This window comes from Nocardia sp. Marseille-Q1738 (assembly GCF_965283145.1).
This window is the reverse complement of record NZ_CBDIMS010000001.1, coordinates 930,071-943,759: the sequence shown is the minus strand read 5'-3', so window position 1 is coordinate 943,759 and position 13,689 is coordinate 930,071. Positions and strand designations below refer to the sequence as shown.

The 13,689-nt window shown below is 64.6% G+C and carries 15 protein-coding genes; 7 read left to right on the top strand and 8 right to left on the bottom strand.

What is annotated here, in order from left to right; genetic code table 11:
* Nucleotides 1-774 precede the first annotated feature (774 nt).
* Entirely contained in the window at nt 775-1,170 is a 396-nt protein-coding gene (locus ACWPXK_RS04235) for a VOC family protein (RefSeq protein ID WP_454194673.1), read from the top strand.
* Between the two features lie 337 nt (nt 1,171-1,507).
* Here the strand turns inward: ACWPXK_RS04235 and ACWPXK_RS04230 are convergent, their stop codons facing one another.
* Nucleotides 1,508-2,077, bottom strand: coding sequence for a TetR/AcrR family transcriptional regulator (locus ACWPXK_RS04230; protein ID WP_454194672.1), 570 nt, complete (start codon nt 2,075-2,077; stop codon nt 1,508-1,510).
* 95 nt (nt 2,078-2,172) lie between these two features.
* On the opposite strand from ACWPXK_RS04230, the gene ACWPXK_RS04225 reads away from it, so the two are divergent.
* Complete coding sequence (locus tag ACWPXK_RS04225) at nt 2,173-2,598, top strand: nitroreductase family deazaflavin-dependent oxidoreductase (protein WP_454194671.1); 426 nt, start codon at nt 2,173-2,175, stop codon at nt 2,596-2,598.
* A 60-nt stretch (nt 2,599-2,658) separates the two neighbouring features.
* On the opposite strand, the gene ACWPXK_RS04220 is transcribed toward ACWPXK_RS04225, so the two are convergent.
* The 3 genes from ACWPXK_RS04220 to ACWPXK_RS04210 all read right to left on the bottom strand — a co-directional run bounded on the left by ACWPXK_RS04220 (nt 2,659) and on the right by ACWPXK_RS04210 (nt 5,205).
* Nucleotides 2,659-3,402, bottom strand: coding sequence for a glutamine amidotransferase (locus ACWPXK_RS04220; RefSeq protein ID WP_454194670.1), 744 nt, complete (start codon nt 3,400-3,402; stop codon nt 2,659-2,661).
* A gap of 719 nt (nt 3,403-4,121) precedes the next feature.
* The gene (locus tag ACWPXK_RS04215; RefSeq protein WP_454194669.1) at nt 4,122-4,325 is read right to left on the bottom strand and encodes a DUF397 domain-containing protein; all 204 of its coding nucleotides are present in this window, start codon (nt 4,323-4,325) and stop codon (nt 4,122-4,124) included.
* Nucleotides 4,315-5,205, bottom strand: coding sequence for a helix-turn-helix domain-containing protein (locus ACWPXK_RS04210; protein ID WP_454194668.1), 891 nt, complete (start codon nt 5,203-5,205; stop codon nt 4,315-4,317). Before ACWPXK_RS04210 ends, ACWPXK_RS04215 begins: the two co-directional genes overlap by 11 nt.
* A gap of 710 nt (nt 5,206-5,915) precedes the next feature.
* Here ACWPXK_RS04210 and ACWPXK_RS04205 point away from each other — a divergent pair.
* Both ACWPXK_RS04205 and ACWPXK_RS04200 read left to right on the top strand, forming a co-directional pair.
* Entirely contained in the window at nt 5,916-6,194 is a 279-nt protein-coding gene (locus ACWPXK_RS04205) for a hypothetical protein (RefSeq protein WP_454194667.1), read from the top strand.
* A 332-nt stretch (nt 6,195-6,526) separates the two neighbouring features.
* On the top strand, nt 6,527-7,507 hold the full coding sequence (locus tag ACWPXK_RS04200; protein ID WP_454194666.1) for a DUF2332 domain-containing protein: 981 nt from the start codon (nt 6,527-6,529) through the stop codon (nt 7,505-7,507).
* A gap of 312 nt (nt 7,508-7,819) precedes the next feature.
* On the opposite strand, the gene ACWPXK_RS04195 is transcribed toward ACWPXK_RS04200, so the two are convergent.
* Together ACWPXK_RS04195 and ACWPXK_RS04190 are read right to left on the bottom strand one after the other, a co-directional pair.
* Nucleotides 7,820-7,966 carry a hypothetical protein gene (locus ACWPXK_RS04195; RefSeq protein WP_454194665.1) on the bottom strand — a complete coding sequence of 49 codons (147 nt, stop codon included), beginning with the start codon at nt 7,964-7,966 and terminating at the stop codon, nt 7,820-7,822.
* 151 nt (nt 7,967-8,117) lie between these two features.
* The gene (locus ACWPXK_RS04190) at nt 8,118-8,783 is read right to left on the bottom strand and encodes a TetR/AcrR family transcriptional regulator (RefSeq protein ID WP_454194664.1); all 666 of its coding nucleotides are present in this window, start codon (nt 8,781-8,783) and stop codon (nt 8,118-8,120) included.
* A gap of 122 nt (nt 8,784-8,905) precedes the next feature.
* Here ACWPXK_RS04190 and ACWPXK_RS04185 point away from each other — a divergent pair, with 122 nt between their 5' ends.
* Entirely contained in the window at nt 8,906-9,700 is a 795-nt protein-coding gene (locus tag ACWPXK_RS04185; RefSeq protein WP_454194663.1) for an SDR family NAD(P)-dependent oxidoreductase, read from the top strand.
* A gap of 78 nt (nt 9,701-9,778) precedes the next feature.
* Here the strand turns inward: ACWPXK_RS04185 and ACWPXK_RS04180 are convergent, their stop codons facing one another.
* Nucleotides 9,779-10,720 (bottom strand): GlxA family transcriptional regulator, encoded by a 942-nt coding sequence (locus ACWPXK_RS04180; RefSeq protein WP_454194662.1) that lies wholly within the window; start codon nt 10,718-10,720, stop codon nt 9,779-9,781.
* 71 nt (nt 10,721-10,791) lie between these two features.
* Here ACWPXK_RS04180 and ACWPXK_RS04175 point away from each other — a divergent pair, with 71 nt between their 5' ends.
* On the top strand, nt 10,792-11,427 hold the full coding sequence (locus ACWPXK_RS04175) for an HD domain-containing protein (RefSeq protein WP_454194661.1): 636 nt from the start codon (nt 10,792-10,794) through the stop codon (nt 11,425-11,427).
* Nucleotides 11,428-11,442: 15 nt separating this feature from the next.
* On the opposite strand, the gene ACWPXK_RS04170 is transcribed toward ACWPXK_RS04175, so the two are convergent.
* A complete protein-coding gene (locus ACWPXK_RS04170) occupies nt 11,443-11,910 on the bottom strand; it encodes a hypothetical protein (protein WP_454194660.1) in 468 nt (155 codons plus the stop codon).
* A gap of 114 nt (nt 11,911-12,024) precedes the next feature.
* Here ACWPXK_RS04170 and ACWPXK_RS04165 point away from each other — a divergent pair, with 114 nt between their 5' ends.
* The gene (locus ACWPXK_RS04165; protein ID WP_454194659.1) at nt 12,025-13,266 is read left to right on the top strand and encodes an APC family permease; all 1,242 of its coding nucleotides are present in this window, start codon (nt 12,025-12,027) and stop codon (nt 13,264-13,266) included.
* The last annotated feature ends 423 nt before the right edge of the window (nt 13,267-13,689 follow it).

The window sequence follows — 13,689 nt, the reverse complement described above, 5'->3', positions numbered from 1 at the left end:
TCAGCCCGGCCGCCTGTTCCCCGCGTCGGGTCCGGTGCCGCACACCCGTGGGTTACCTTCGGCAGCCGCAACGACCGCCTCGTTGCCGGTCAGCTCCAGGAAGAGCCAGCGCGAGCGACCGCTCCGCACCCCATGTCCGCCGGGCCGGCCACCCCTCGTAGACCGGCCCGGCGGACACCACCCTCCGAGACCTGGCCTGTCACCCCTCGAGACAGGCCGTTCCCCGGTTCCACCCCCGGTGGTCGTTTGCTCCCCGCGAGACCAACAATGCAGGCGCGGGCTTGGCGCACCCTTAAGAACACCTTGCAAGATCAATTCCGCAGGTAGCGGAGAGTTACCAAGTGGTGACGCGGCAAGCTCCTACCGCACGGCCACCGATCGCGGGATGATGGAGATCAGTGCGCCAAGGAGATTGGGAGCGACGATGGAAACCGTGGTGGTCTGGATTCTGGCCAGCCTGCTCTACTGGTGGGGCTTGCTGTAAATGAACGCACCTGGCCGCCCCACCCGGCCAGGTCTACTACAACGGTCGCATAGCTTCCCGCTCGAAGACTGCGCCGGCAGGTGCCGCCCCGATCGGGGCACTGTTCTCCGACCTGCCCGGTTGTCCGCGCAATGGTGTGATCCGTTCGGTGCCTTGCGATCGCCACCATGACGGAATCCGTCATATCGAGCGCGTTACGTGTCGAATCCCGGCCTATGCCCCGCGGAACGGGTCACGGCGTGCGGCGTGGATCCATACTCGGTCGCGACCGTTCCAAGAAGGAGTGAGAGATGCTGACTGTCCTGCCCATCAGGTACGTCTCGGATGTGGAAGCGTGCCGTAAGTTCTACGCCGGTCTCGGGCTCGCGTTCGATGCGAACGCGAGTCTCGATGTCTGGGCGCAACTTTCGGCCGATGCAGGGGCGGTCGGATTGCACGACTTCAGGGTGTCGAAGGGACGACCCGCCGGATCGGTCGAACTCGGGTTCGCGACCGATGAGAAGCTGGAAGTGGTCGGGAGCCGATTGCGCGAGCAGGGCTACGACTACGAGATCTTCGACGAGGACTTCGGTCGCAGCCTGCGGGTGGTCGATCCGGACGGGGTGACGCTCCAGATCCAGGAGATCGACATGGATGTCGCCAGGGCGTCCGCGTCGGCCTTGTCGGCGGACGCGCGGACCGAGTAAGGCCCGCCCATTCGGTGCGGGTGCACGACCATCGCCGTCCGCGCTGATCGACCCCACCGGACGCCCACCGTGGCGCGCATCACGAATTCGCGGCGGAATAGGTGCTGGCGGCTGGTCGTTGAAGCTCCCTGTCGGCGTCCGGACAGCCCCGGGCCGCACCCTTTGTCGCTTAGAGCGACCACTCGCCGAGAGGCGCTTGTGGGACGTCGACCCGAGTCGTGACGTTGGCGTGGCGTCCGACAGCTCAACGCCGTCAGGTCTCGCGACCTGGCGGCGTTTTGTCTTCGCCGATGCACGCCGGAACGCTGCCTTGTGCAGCGGCGAGGAGTCCGGCGGACTAGCTGGTCAGATGGTTCGTGACCACCGGCGCGACCCGTGCGATCAGCTCCTCGACTGATTCCGAAGCGATCGGCTCGACCTTCAGGACATGGCGGAGGTAGGCGATGCCCAGTAGTTGGGCCATCGCCAGATCGATCCTGAGTTCGGCGTTCGGACCGGGCAGGGCGGAGGCGAGCTGCGCGTACAGCTGGCCCTGGATGAACTGCCGGACCAGACTGGCGGACTCCTCATGGGTCGCCGCGCCGCGCAGGATAGCCAGCAGCGGGCCGCGCGATTCCGGCCGGTCCCAGGCCTCGAAGAACACCCGCGTCAGCCGGTCGCCGATCGCTGCGCTCGCGCCGTCGATGATCCGCGCGGCAAGGTCGGCGGGCTCGAACGGCCATCCCATAGTGGCGCGGAAAAGTTCGGCCTTGTTGCCGAAATAGTGCCGGATCAGTGCCGGGTCGACTCCGGCGGCAGCCGCGATGTCCCGCACGGTCGTCTTGTCGTAACCGGATTCGGCGAACTTGCGGCGCGCGGTCTCCACCAAGACATCTCGGGTGTCGGTCTTGCCGGGTCGTCGTCCCATCGGAGGCATAGTGCACGAAATTCTACAGCCGTTGACTTTCCGGCCGCACACCTCTTAGGCTCGACGGAGAAACTCAACAAGTGAGGAATTTTTCGATGCCAGCTCCACGATGGATCGCCCGAGCCAACAAGATCGGGCTCAATCGGGTCACCAAGTTCATCGCCCCGTGGGCGCCGGGATGGGCGGTGGTGATCCACCGCGGGCGCAAGTCGGGACACATCTTCCGGACACCGCTTTGGGCCTTCCGCCGCGGAGACGGCTACGTGATCGCACTGACGTACGGCTCGAACGCGGACTGGGTGCGCAATGTCCTCGCCGCGGATGGTTGCGAACTCCAAACCAGACGAAGGCACTATGCGGTCGGCACGCCGCGCGTCTATCGGGACGAGAACGCCACCGACATGCCAGCGTTCATCCGCTTCATGCTCCGCAAGGTGATCAAGGCTCCCGAGTTCCTCAGCGTCGAGGTGGTACGCGAACTGGAGGCACCGACCCGCTCGGGCCCACCCGTCGCCCCCTGAGCGCGGCACATGCGTACCGGGGCATGACTCCCCGCCGTGAAATGTCGGCCTATCGCCCGTCTATTCGGTTCGGTACCGGGCGACGAACCGGCGCAGTATCTCCCCGGGAACGGGGACAGATTCTTGATGGCCGAGGGCCGTCAAGCGCGCGGCCTCGCCCGGCTCGAAATAGCCTGCGTCCCGGTAGGTTTCGATACGGAGCGCCAATCCCTTGCTATCCAATTCGGGATGGAACTGAGTCGCGTAGATATTCTGCCCGACCCGGATCATCTGCACCGGGCAACTCGCCGACTCGGCCAGCAACTCCGCGCCCGGTGGCACCTCTTGGCAAGCTTCCTTGTGCCCGACGAACGCCCGGAACGAACGCGGAATACCGCTCAGCAGAGGGTCTTCGGCGCCGCCATCGGTGAGGGTCATCGTTTGCGCACCAGCAGTTTCAGCGTAGCGCCGGTCGCTCACCTCACCGCCAAGTACAACGGCCAGGATGCCCAATCCATAGCAGGCGCCGAAATACGGAAAATCCCTGGCGATGACCTCGGTGACAATCTGCCCCAGTTTCGGCTCGAACCGTTTTTGGTAATCATATTTCCGATCAAGGGGATAACTGACATTACTTGGGCCGCCACCCACGATGACAGCCGAGAAATTGTCCAAATCAATATCCGGCAACTCCTGGTCCATATGTATGCGCACCAGCTCGCCGGTATCGAGATGGGAAAAGCGCAGCACGGCGCGGTACTCGTCGTCCGCGGCGTCTCGCTCGGGCCGCAACTGCAACAGCAGATAGGGCTTGGATCCGCTCACGTCACCTCCTCGGCCTAACGGAACATTCCCGCCGAAGTCGTGCAGCCCGGTGCCCCGCCCTGGAGCGACAGCCGAGCTCCCGACCTGACCACAATCAGCTCGGCAAGCCAGAACCGCCCACATGCACTATGCCGACACGCGATGCTTGACGCTCTGATGTTAACGGACAATCCTCCGTTCATGCAGGGAAAACACGTCCGGGAATCCAACGTCTACCGCTCGCCGCCAGTGTGGCAATGTCCCTATCCGCAGGATCTTCCGGCTCGCTCCCCATCAGGTATGCCGAGCGATCCGTGGCATCGCTCGGCGTCGTTCTCAGCATTCTATTCGCCGCTCCGGTGCAGAACAGGATGTCACCGCTTCCCGCGCCTTCTCTATTCCAATAGATGCCCCAGGCCCAGACCGACCAGAAATCCGATCAGGGACATCACAAACCCTGCGAAGGCGGCTATTAACCCGAACCCGATCCGACGAGCGCTGCACTCGCTCGGCTGGGTAGCGGCCCCACGCTGATCACTCGCCCTCGGCGACCAGTTCGACGCTGCCGATCAGGTGCAGGTCGACGCCCGTTCGGTGCAAGTGTTCATCGTGGTTCACGGACGAAGTTTCGGTCCACCGCTGCCGCAGTCACCGAAACCACTGACCAAAGTCCGGTCTGTGTACGGAAAAGGCCCTGCCCTCGAAACGCTGAGGGCAGGACCTTTTTCGACTTGTTGCGGCTAGCGGTTGAACTCGCCGTCCACGAGACCTGCCGTGAAGGCATCCCAGTCACCAGGGGTGAACACCAAGGCCGGGTTGGTGGGGTTCTTGGAGTCGCGGACTCCGATCATGCCCGCATCGAGAAACGCGACCTCCACGCACTGGGAACCGCTCTCGCTGTGCCTGCTCTTGAACCAGCGTGCCCCAGTTAGATCAACGTTCACGCTCATACTCCCTTGCAACCTGACGAAGCAGGTCTCGCGTTCTGATCTCGTCCAGTGCATCGGCCCGGATGGCGTCAGCCAGTTCATAGTAGCGTCGCACCTCGTCGGGCTTCTCCACATACAGATCGCTGCTCACCCGGCCTTCGACATAGACAACGGGCGGCTCGATCTGCTTGCCCTTGCGGTCCGTTCCGAAATCCAAGATCACGAATGGTCCATGCAAGAAACCCCAGGTCATCCCCGCCGAGTAGGGATGCACACGAAGCGTCACGTTCGGTAGCTTGCCGACCTCGGCAAGATGCATCAGTTGCCGTGACATCACCAGAGGCCCACCCATCGCACGGTGCAGTGCGGATTGGTGCAGCAGAACCTCGATCGCCAGCGGATTGGACTTCCGAGTGACCATCGCCTGCCGCCTCAGTCGAACCTCGACTCGCCGCTCGATGTCGTCCGTGCTGGTGTAGCCCGGGAACGCGCTGAACGTTGCCCGCGCGTAGTCCGCGGTCTGCAGTAATCCGGGGATCTGCTCCTGGTAGGTCACGAGTGTGCGCGCCGATTGCTCCATCCCTACGTACATGTTGAACGCGTTGGAGAACAACCCGCCCAGGGTGGTGACTTCAGGGTTCCGCGCAGCCTGTACAGCGAGATCGACAGCCTTTTCCGTCTCTTCCGGGTCTACCTCGTACAGCTCGCACAGCGCCCGCACATCTTGTTTGCGTAGTTTTTGCGGACGTCCGGTCTCGAGTCGTTGTAGCGCTGCCGGACTCAGCTGAACCTCCTGTGCCGCTTGGGCGATGGTCAGTCCACTTGCTTCGCGTCGCTCGCGCAGGAAGCGCCCCAACTGCCGGCGCAGCAGTGTTGGCGACCCATCCTCGGACATCTGATACCCCCTCGATTCTGAATGTGGAAGACCGTGATTCTGAACCCATGATGCGCCCAACTCGAGCTCCCTCGTGGGTTTTTGAGTGAGTTGTTTTGAATGCTCAGCGAACCGTAGTGCAGGTAGAAGCGCCGTGGTGTCCTGTCTTCACACCCGGAGGGGGGTTCTGCTGCCCCTCATCAGAGTTCATTTCGGGGACGGACGGACTTTTCAGCTACGAGTGTGTAGGGGAGCACTGTTGGATCACATACCTTTTGGCGATACACCCGCGACTCGGTGTCACTTTTATCGACGGGTGTGCGACCTGCCCGCCGTGATCGACCCACCACAGCTGGGCCGCATCATCATGCCCGCCACGCACGTGTGGGCCTTGATAATGCCGGCACATCTGGGGCAGGCAGTGAAGCTCGAAATGCAATGCCGGGGATCGACACTCGGGGCGATACTCGCCCATCCTCGCTCCGGCAGGTGGACCTATCTCATCCGCCCGGACTTGCCGGATGAGGTCAGCCTCTTCGCAGAGCTGTTCCGCCTCAACGTCTCTGTCGTGCGTGAAGGAGGCACCATCGCGCTTCCTTCACCCGCAGATCAAGGGGCATCGTTCAGGCGGTGGGTGGAACCACCGCGTTGCATATACCGGCCTTCAGGACTCGTCGTACTCGCGGCGATCCGGGCATGCGCCGGACCAGGACGGGGACGGGCGGCGGCACATGCCTGACTGCGAATGCGGACCGTGGATCAAGTGGTCGCATTGCGGCTTCGGCAAGTTCGATCCACTCACCAACACGCTGACCGAGGTCGCCTGCCCGTCGCGGCACTGCACGACCTGGGTTCCGCTCATTGACGGAAAGCTCGCCGAACACGAGCGAACCGACGGCGGACCCTGCCCGTGGACCGGCGTCCAGGTGAAAGACGACAGCGCCGACCTGCGCGGTCTGTCGGACCGGATCGTAGACACCGAGGCAGCGCGATGGGGCAGCGACCAGTGACTGCCGCCAACGGTTCCCCACGCCCTGAGGAACCAGACGTGCACCTCAGCGTCTTCCTCCACGGCGCCCGATTCGACTTCGCCGCCTGCCTCACCGCCGCGCTCATGTTCATCCAAGACCACCAGGCTCGCCACCACGCCGACGCAGTAGCCGTAATCGCGGGCGACACAACAGGTCTACCCCGCCTACCGTGCGAAAGACTCTTCCTCCAGCCCTGACGCCTCCCGCCTGCCGGTGGTTCTGTATCCGGTAGTCAGCATGGGCGTTGCTTCGGTGTGATCAGGTCGTCAAGGCTTCCACGGCAACTGGTCACACCGAGGTATGACTAGTTCGTGGAGACAGCCGACCGATATCGAAGGTTCGCCGAACTCGAGGCGAACGGCCACTCAGCGTGCTACCTGGAATGGGGTCTCGGCATAGCGGATGACAGCACGGTGCTGACTCTGATCGATCAGCTGCCGCCGGCCAAACGGCAACCGAACCTGGTTCTCGCAGCCGCACGGTTCAGCGGCGCCGCGGAGGGGCCATATCCGCACTTCCGCGAATGGTTGGTCACGCACTGGGCACAGGTCTCCGAGGTGGCCCTGACCCACAGTACACAAACCAACGAGGCCGGTCGCATGGCCGTACTGCTGCCGATCTTGGCCCGTCTTCCCGGTCCACTGGCATTGATAGAAGTCGGCGCCTCCGCCGGATTGTGCTTGTATCCCGACCGGTTCAGCTACCGGTATAACGACGGACCTATCCTGCATCCGGCGGACGGCCCGTCGCCGGTTGAGCTCAATTGTGTCACTACAGGCGAGGTTCCATTGCCGGACTCCCTGCCTACAGTGGTCCAGCGCTCGGGTGTCGACCTGAACCCCTTACGCGTCACCGACGATGACGACCTGCGCTGGCTCGAAACCCTGATCTGGCCGGGACAGAACGATCGTCTGGACCGCCTGCGGGCGGCGGCGAGCATTGCCAGAACCTCTCCACCCGTCCTGGTCGCGGGCGACTTGAACGCCAGGATCACAGATCTGGTTCACGCGGCACCAGCAAACTCCACAGTCGTCGTATTCCACAGCGCTGTACTGACCTACCTCGAGCCGTCCTCGCGCATCCGATTCGAGGAAACCGTTCGCGCTCTGCCGTGCCGCTGGATCTCCAACGAGGGCAGTTCGGTACTGCCGTCGATCGGGCACGTCTTACCCATGCCCGTTCAAGGCAACTCCGCGCAGTTCGTGTTGGCACTCGACGGGGTGCCCCTGGCCTACACGAGCCCACACGGCCAGACTCTGGACTGGTTCGCACATGGTGCGTCGGTTTCCTGAGCGACGGACTTTCCTTGCGGCTCCACATGTCTGCACTGATCCTCTTGCCGCACAGATCTATTGAGGAACCAGCTAGGTATGCGGAGAGCGCCGGGGCGCGGTGCCACGATGCCGAATCAGATGGAACCAGGACAGCGACTGCTGCGTCCTACAGTTGTGCCGGGGAAATCCGACGCCGACGCTAGGAGACCTATGCGCACCGCCGACGTCCTACGCACTGTGCTCGGTGGTGCCGCCGTGCTGGCACTTGAAGCTGACCGTCAGCTTCCAGATGGCCGCGAACGGCATCGACCTCATGCAGGGTTACCTCGATCAAGCCAAGCGCTCGGTCGCGTCGCAGGAGGTGGGGTAGTCGAGCCAGATGAAGGGGTGGCCGTCGTCGGTGGGGCGGGCGTCGTAGGCGGCGCCTGGATAGACGGTGATTTCGCCGGTGCGCTTCGACCGAGTTCGCATGAGCACCTAAAGAATGTCCCATAATCGGCCTTTGGCTTCGATCGACCGTGGGCCGGGGCTATCGGGCGCGCCTCCATCGCGAAGGCGGCAGTCCAAGGAGCTCTGGCACTGACTGTGAGCGAAGGTGTACTCGACGGGGCCGCGGGCCTGCCTGTGGTTACGCAGACCGGCGGGGCGCTGGTGTCTCGGGCGCCGTGGTCCCCGGCGCGCCGTATCGGGCGAGCATGGTCAGCACCGCTTGGTCGACCGCGTTGGTGATGGCGGCGTCGTCGGGCTCCCAGCGTGCGAGCAGCATCCTCGGCCAGAACACGTAATTGGAGATCATCCCGAGGAATTGGGTCGCCGCCATCTCAGCATCGTCGAGCCGGGCTGTACCCGCGGCGTTTTCCGCTGCCAGGTAGCGGCGGACCGATTCGAAGTAGGGCATCTTGCCGAGCTTGAACTGGGTCTCGCCGAGCTCCGGGAAGCGCGGTACCTCGGCGATGACGATGCGGAAGAGGGCGGCCATGCCGGGTTGGGTGAGAAGGGCCACGTATCGGCGTCCGATGGTCTCGAGCCCTGCGCGGAGGTTCCCTGGCTCGAGGAGGGGCTCCTCCTCGTCGTCGACCTTCCAGTATTCGGTGACGATCGCCTCGAACAGGGCGGCTTTGGTGGTGAACTGCTTGAACAGAGTCGCCCTCGACACTCCGGCCGCCTCGGCGATGCGGGCCAGCGAGGTGCGGTCGTAGCCGGAGTCGAGGAACAGCTTCGTCGCTGCCTCGATGATGGACGTCCGCTTCTGCGCTGCCACGCGCCGGTGGTATTCCGAAGGCTGTGCCGTCATGCCGTCCAGTATGCCTCTCACTGCGAGGTAAGTCACTTGACTCACCTCTAGCCCTGCCCTTACTTTGAGAAGGAAGGTAAGTCACTCGACTCACCATTAATGTGAGCCTGGAAGGATGCATCATGGGACGTTTTGAGGGCCAGACCGTCATCGTCACGGGCGGCAGCGGGGGCATGGGCAGTAGCCATGTGCAGGGCTACCACGCCGAGGGGGCGAACGTCGTCATTGCCGGCCGCGACGACGACGCCAGCCGTGATCTCGCTGCTCGGCTCGGTCATCGGGCTCTGTCCGTTCACCTGGATGTCGCCAGCGAGGACGACTGGGCGGCGGTGGTGCGAGAAGTCGAAGGCCACTTCGGGCCGATCACCATACTGGTGAACAACGCGGGAGTCCAGAACCCGGCGGCCCCTATCGAACACACCGAACTCCGCACCTGGGAGCACACCTTCAGCGTCAACGTCACCGGCCAGTTCCTCGGCATCAGGGCCGTGGCTCCGTCGATGCGCAGGGGCGGTGGCGGAACCATCGCCAACATCGCCTCGACCATGGCCCACGTCGGCACGGCCCTTTACGCCCCCTACACCGCCAGCAAGTGGGCCGTGCGTGGGCTGACCAAGACGGCCGCGCTGGAGCTGGGGCGGGACAACATCCGGGTCAACTCCATCCACCCCGGCGTCGTCTCCACACCGCTGATCAATGAACCCACCGTCGCAGGCCAGCCGGCCATCGCCGACTTCTATTCGCCCGACCCCTTCGCCATCCCCCGCCTCGCCGAACCCTCTGACATCACCCGACTGTTGCTCTTCATCACCTCCCAGGACGCATCTTTCGCTACGGGCTCGGAATTCGTCATGGACGGGGGCCTGCTGCTCGGCCCTGCACTCCAACCCGAAGCCGACGTCGCCAGCTCGAGCTGACCTTGCAGTACGGAGTGTGCGGCCGGGGACGCCCTTCCACCGGGCTTTGGCAGCTCCTTCGGCCAGTAGTGCGATGGCTCAGCCTTTGAAAAGGCGACGGTATTTTCCAGGACTGATCCCGACATGGCGGTTGAAGACCGCACGGGTGTTGGCCGGGCTGCCGAGGCCGACGCGGTATCCGATTTGGTCTGCGGGGATTTCCGTGGTTTCGAGGAGTTCCCGGGCCCGGTCGATGCGGGCGGCGGTGATCCAGGCACGGGTCGAGGTTCCTGTCTCGTCGCGGAACCGCCGGATGAAGGTTCGTCGCGACAGGTGTGATCGGCGAGCAAGCTCATCGATCGTGTGCGGATGATGCAGGTTTCTCAGCATCCAGGCGCGTGTTTCCTCGAGCGTGCTGGAGGTGGCGGCGGGAAGGAACTGGCGGGTGTATTGCGCTTGGCCTCCTTCGCGTACCGGCGGTGCGACAAGATCTCGGGCACGCTCGTTGGCGACGGCTGCGCCGAAGTCCTTGCGGATGATGTGCAGGCACAGATCGATACCGCTGGTGACGCCTGCCGAGGTCAGCACGTCGCCATCGTCGACGAAGAGCCGATCGGGTTGAACCTCGATGTCCGGATAGCTGCTCTGCAGCAGGGCGGCGGCGCGCCAGTGGGTCGTCGCCGGCCGGTTGGTCAGCAGCCCTGCGGCGGCCAAGGCGAAAGCCCCGGTGCAGATCGATACCAGCCGCGCGCCGCTCGAATGCGCCTGACCGAGCACGTCTGTGAGCGGAGTCGGCGGTGGCTGGTCGAACCCCGCGTAACCCGGCATCACGATCGTGTCGGCATCGACCAGGGCATCCAGCGTGATCGTTTCACCCGATGGCCACGGAACCCAGGCAGGGACACCGCTCGATGTCGGGCAGACGACGAGGTCGTAGTTGGGGTCGGAACCGAATACGTCGATCGGAATCGCGGCGTCGAGCATGACGACCTTATCCGGCACCACAACGGCGACGCGCCGTTTCCCCACCCCGGCTGACATGGCCCGATAGTAGCGTTTCGCGGCACTCGGGCCACTCCCGCAATTGGTAGTGCCGAAATAGCTTCGCTGTCATGACTTTTCGTATCGAATTACCATCCACTCGACTGGCTGATGCCGCTCTGGCGGTCGTGCGGCGATCGGAGGCCGAAGCGATCGCCAACCACAGTGTCCGTAGCTATCTCTTCGCCGAGATCCTCGCCGACCACGAGGGTTTGCACGCCGATCCAGGCTATGACCGGGATCTGCTGTTCGCCGCCACGGTCATGCACGATCTCGGAACAGGCGGATTAGCCCCTGGCAAGGAACGTTTCGAGGTCGAGGGCGCCGATCTCGCCGCCGGAGTACTCTCCGATCACGGTCTTCCGCAAGTGGACGTCGACCGAGTGTGGGAGGCGATCGCGCTGCACACCTCGCCCGGGATCGCCGAACGGCGCGGGGTCTTGGCGTACCTGACGGCAGAGGGCAGCAAGATGGACATCGGATTCCACGCCGACCTGACCGAGTCGTATCAGGCAGCGATCCACGCCGCCTATCCGCGACTGCGGATGGTGGGAACGCTGACCGATGCGGTGGTCGACCACGCAACCAGCTCCGAAACCGCGGCACCGATCTATTCGATGGAGTATCTATTCAGGCTCGAACGACGCGAGAACGGCGCCACGCAGCTGGAGAGGCTTGTAGCAGGCCGATCTCCCTGGGGCGAGTAGCGACCCCCGGGGAGTTCACGACTTTGGATACACGACCTTGCGATGGGCGTATTCGCAAGAACACGGAGGTTCGCCGTCGCATCCGTCGAAGTCTTCGGCGAGGTGGACCACCACGCGGCCACCATCGGATCGGGTGAGTGTCCACAACCACGGCTGCGGCTCGTCGCCGAAGCCGCAGAGGATGTCGCAGCCGGTGTGCTCTGCGAGCAGGACGACGAATCCTTGGCTATCCAGCGAATTCTGTCCGGATGGTGGCGGATCCGCACTGATCGAGAACGCGGCCGCGAAGTCCCCGCCGACCGGCCCGTATGTGCAGAAGACCGCGAAGGGGCCGTCCCTCTGGACATCCCGGAGCACCTCGTTTACCAGGTCGTCGCTGCTGACGAAGATCTCCGACTCAGGGACTTCGAAGCATCGCCGCAGAATGGTGCGGAGTTCCATCGTGTCGAGAGGACGCGTGCACAGCCCGTCGCATGCGATCACTCGACGAGTGTACTGGGCTGGCACCATGCAGTTCGTCTGACCGAGCTCGGTGCCGGTCTTCGCCGACTCGAGGCTGTCCTGCGTCGGCGACGAGAGTGCGGGAGGATGCACGTTATGGCGTCGCACGATGGGACCTTGCACCGCAGGCTCGGGCTCACCGATTCGGTGGTCGTCGGCCTCGGGGCGATGATCGGGGCGGGCATCTTCGCGGCGCTGGCGCCTGCGGCAGCCTCGGCCGGGAGCTGGTTGCTGCTCGCGCTCGCGGTGGCGGCGCTGCTCGCGTACTGCAATGCGATGTCGTCGGCGCGGCTGGCGGCGCGGTATCCGGTCTCCGGGGGAACGTACGTGTACGGGCGGGAGCGGCTCGGGCCGTTCTGGGGCTACCTCGCCGGGTGGGGATTCGTCGCGGGGAAGACTGCCTCGTGTGCGGCGATGGCATTGACTGTCGGTAGTTACGCCTGGCCCGAGCAGGCGCATGCGGTGGCAGTTGGGGTGGTGGTGGCGATTACCGCGATCAACTACACGGGAGTGCAGAAATCGGCGTTGGCCACTCGAGTGCTCGTCGCGGTGGTGCTCGCGGTGCTCGCGGTGGTGGTCGTGGCCGGGGTGTTCGGAACGCACTCGGCGGCAACGGCGTTGCCCGACCGGATCGGTCCGCGCGACGTTCTCACGGCGGCCGGGCTGCTGTTCTTCGCGTTCGCCGGATACGCCCGCATCGCCACCCTCGGCGAGGAGGTGCGCGAACCGGAGCGCACCATTCCGCGCGCCGTCATGATCGCGCTCGGACTCGCGCTCGCGGTCTACGCGCTGGTGGCGGTCGCGGCGCTGAGCGTGCTCGGGTCCGCCGGACTGGCCCAGGCCACCGACCCGCTAGCGCGAGTGGTCACCGCGGCGGGCGTCCCGGCGGCGGCCCCGGTGGTGCGGATCGGCGCGGTGCTCGCAGCGGCCGGATCGCTGCTGGCGCTGATCCTCGGTGTGTCCCGGACGGTGCTCGCCATGGCGCGGGATCGCTATCTGCCGGGTGCGCTTGCCGCGGTGCATCCGCGGTTCGGGGTGCCGCATCGCGCGGAATTGGTGGTCGGGGCGGTCGTCGCGGTGGTCGCCGCGGTCTTCGATCTGCGCGCGGCGATCGGCTTTTCCTCGTTCACGGTGCTCGTCTACTACCTGATCGCGAATATCTCCGCCGCAACACTGACCGCCGAGGAGAACCGCCCGCCCCGCTGGATTCCCATCGTCGGCGCGGCGGGCTGCGTCATTGTCGGATTCTCGCTGCCGCTCGGTTCCGTCCTCGCCGGACTCGGCACACTCGCCCTCGGCGCCATGCTGTACGCGCTGCGTACGCGATCACGCCGATAGACAAACTCGCAGCGGCAGCGCGAAGCCCGCGGCCGACACCGGGCCTGCACGGTGCGGGGCGAGTCGAAAGTACTGCCGGATTACTGCGTCAGCGAGCGCATTCGACCAGTAGGCCCGATACGTCCCGAGGTTCCGCGCCCTCGGCATCGTCCCGCCTGACGGGCGGCGACGGTCTGGATAGCGTGGCCGATACCGACCCGCCCAGCGCGGTGTCGTGCCAACGAACTCAACCGCCGATTCTCGGGGCGGCTCGCTGGGATACTGGGCACATACTAACCAGGGCGCCGTGCTGCTCTCAGGAGTGGATAGTCCGTGGTCGACCACGCAGTCGGGGTAGTGAAATGGCTGTTCGAATCGGTATGCGGGCCGCCATTTCACTGTCCTCGAGACTGGTCAGCTGACTTGCTCGCGGAGTTCGGGGCG

What these genes read in the sequence shown, in the direction of transcription:
- ACWPXK_RS04230 (WP_454194672.1), bottom strand. Translation starts at nt 2,077, where the DNA reads ATGGGACGACGACCCGGCAAGACCGACACCCGAGATGTCTTGGTGGAG.
- ACWPXK_RS04205 (WP_454194667.1), top strand. Translation starts at nt 5,916, where the DNA reads ATGCCTGACTGCGAATGCGGACCGTGGATCAAGTGGTCGCATTGCGGC.
- ACWPXK_RS04180 (WP_454194662.1), bottom strand. Translation starts at nt 10,720, where the DNA reads ATGTCAGCCGGGGTGGGGAAACGGCGCGTCGCCGTTGTGGTGCCGGAT.
- ACWPXK_RS04185 (WP_454194663.1), top strand. Translation starts at nt 8,906, where the DNA reads ATGGGACGTTTTGAGGGCCAGACCGTCATCGTCACGGGCGGCAGCGGG.
- ACWPXK_RS04235 (WP_454194673.1), top strand. Translation starts at nt 775, where the DNA reads ATGCTGACTGTCCTGCCCATCAGGTACGTCTCGGATGTGGAAGCGTGC.
- ACWPXK_RS04225 (WP_454194671.1), top strand. Translation starts at nt 2,173, where the DNA reads ATGCCAGCTCCACGATGGATCGCCCGAGCCAACAAGATCGGGCTCAAT.
- ACWPXK_RS04190 (WP_454194664.1), bottom strand. Translation starts at nt 8,783, where the DNA reads ATGACGGCACAGCCTTCGGAATACCACCGGCGCGTGGCAGCGCAGAAG.
- ACWPXK_RS04210 (WP_454194668.1), bottom strand. Translation starts at nt 5,205, where the DNA reads ATGTCCGAGGATGGGTCGCCAACACTGCTGCGCCGGCAGTTGGGGCGC.
- ACWPXK_RS04175 (WP_454194661.1), top strand. Translation starts at nt 10,792, where the DNA reads ATGACTTTTCGTATCGAATTACCATCCACTCGACTGGCTGATGCCGCT.
- ACWPXK_RS04165 (WP_454194659.1), top strand. Translation starts at nt 12,025, where the DNA reads ATGGCGTCGCACGATGGGACCTTGCACCGCAGGCTCGGGCTCACCGAT.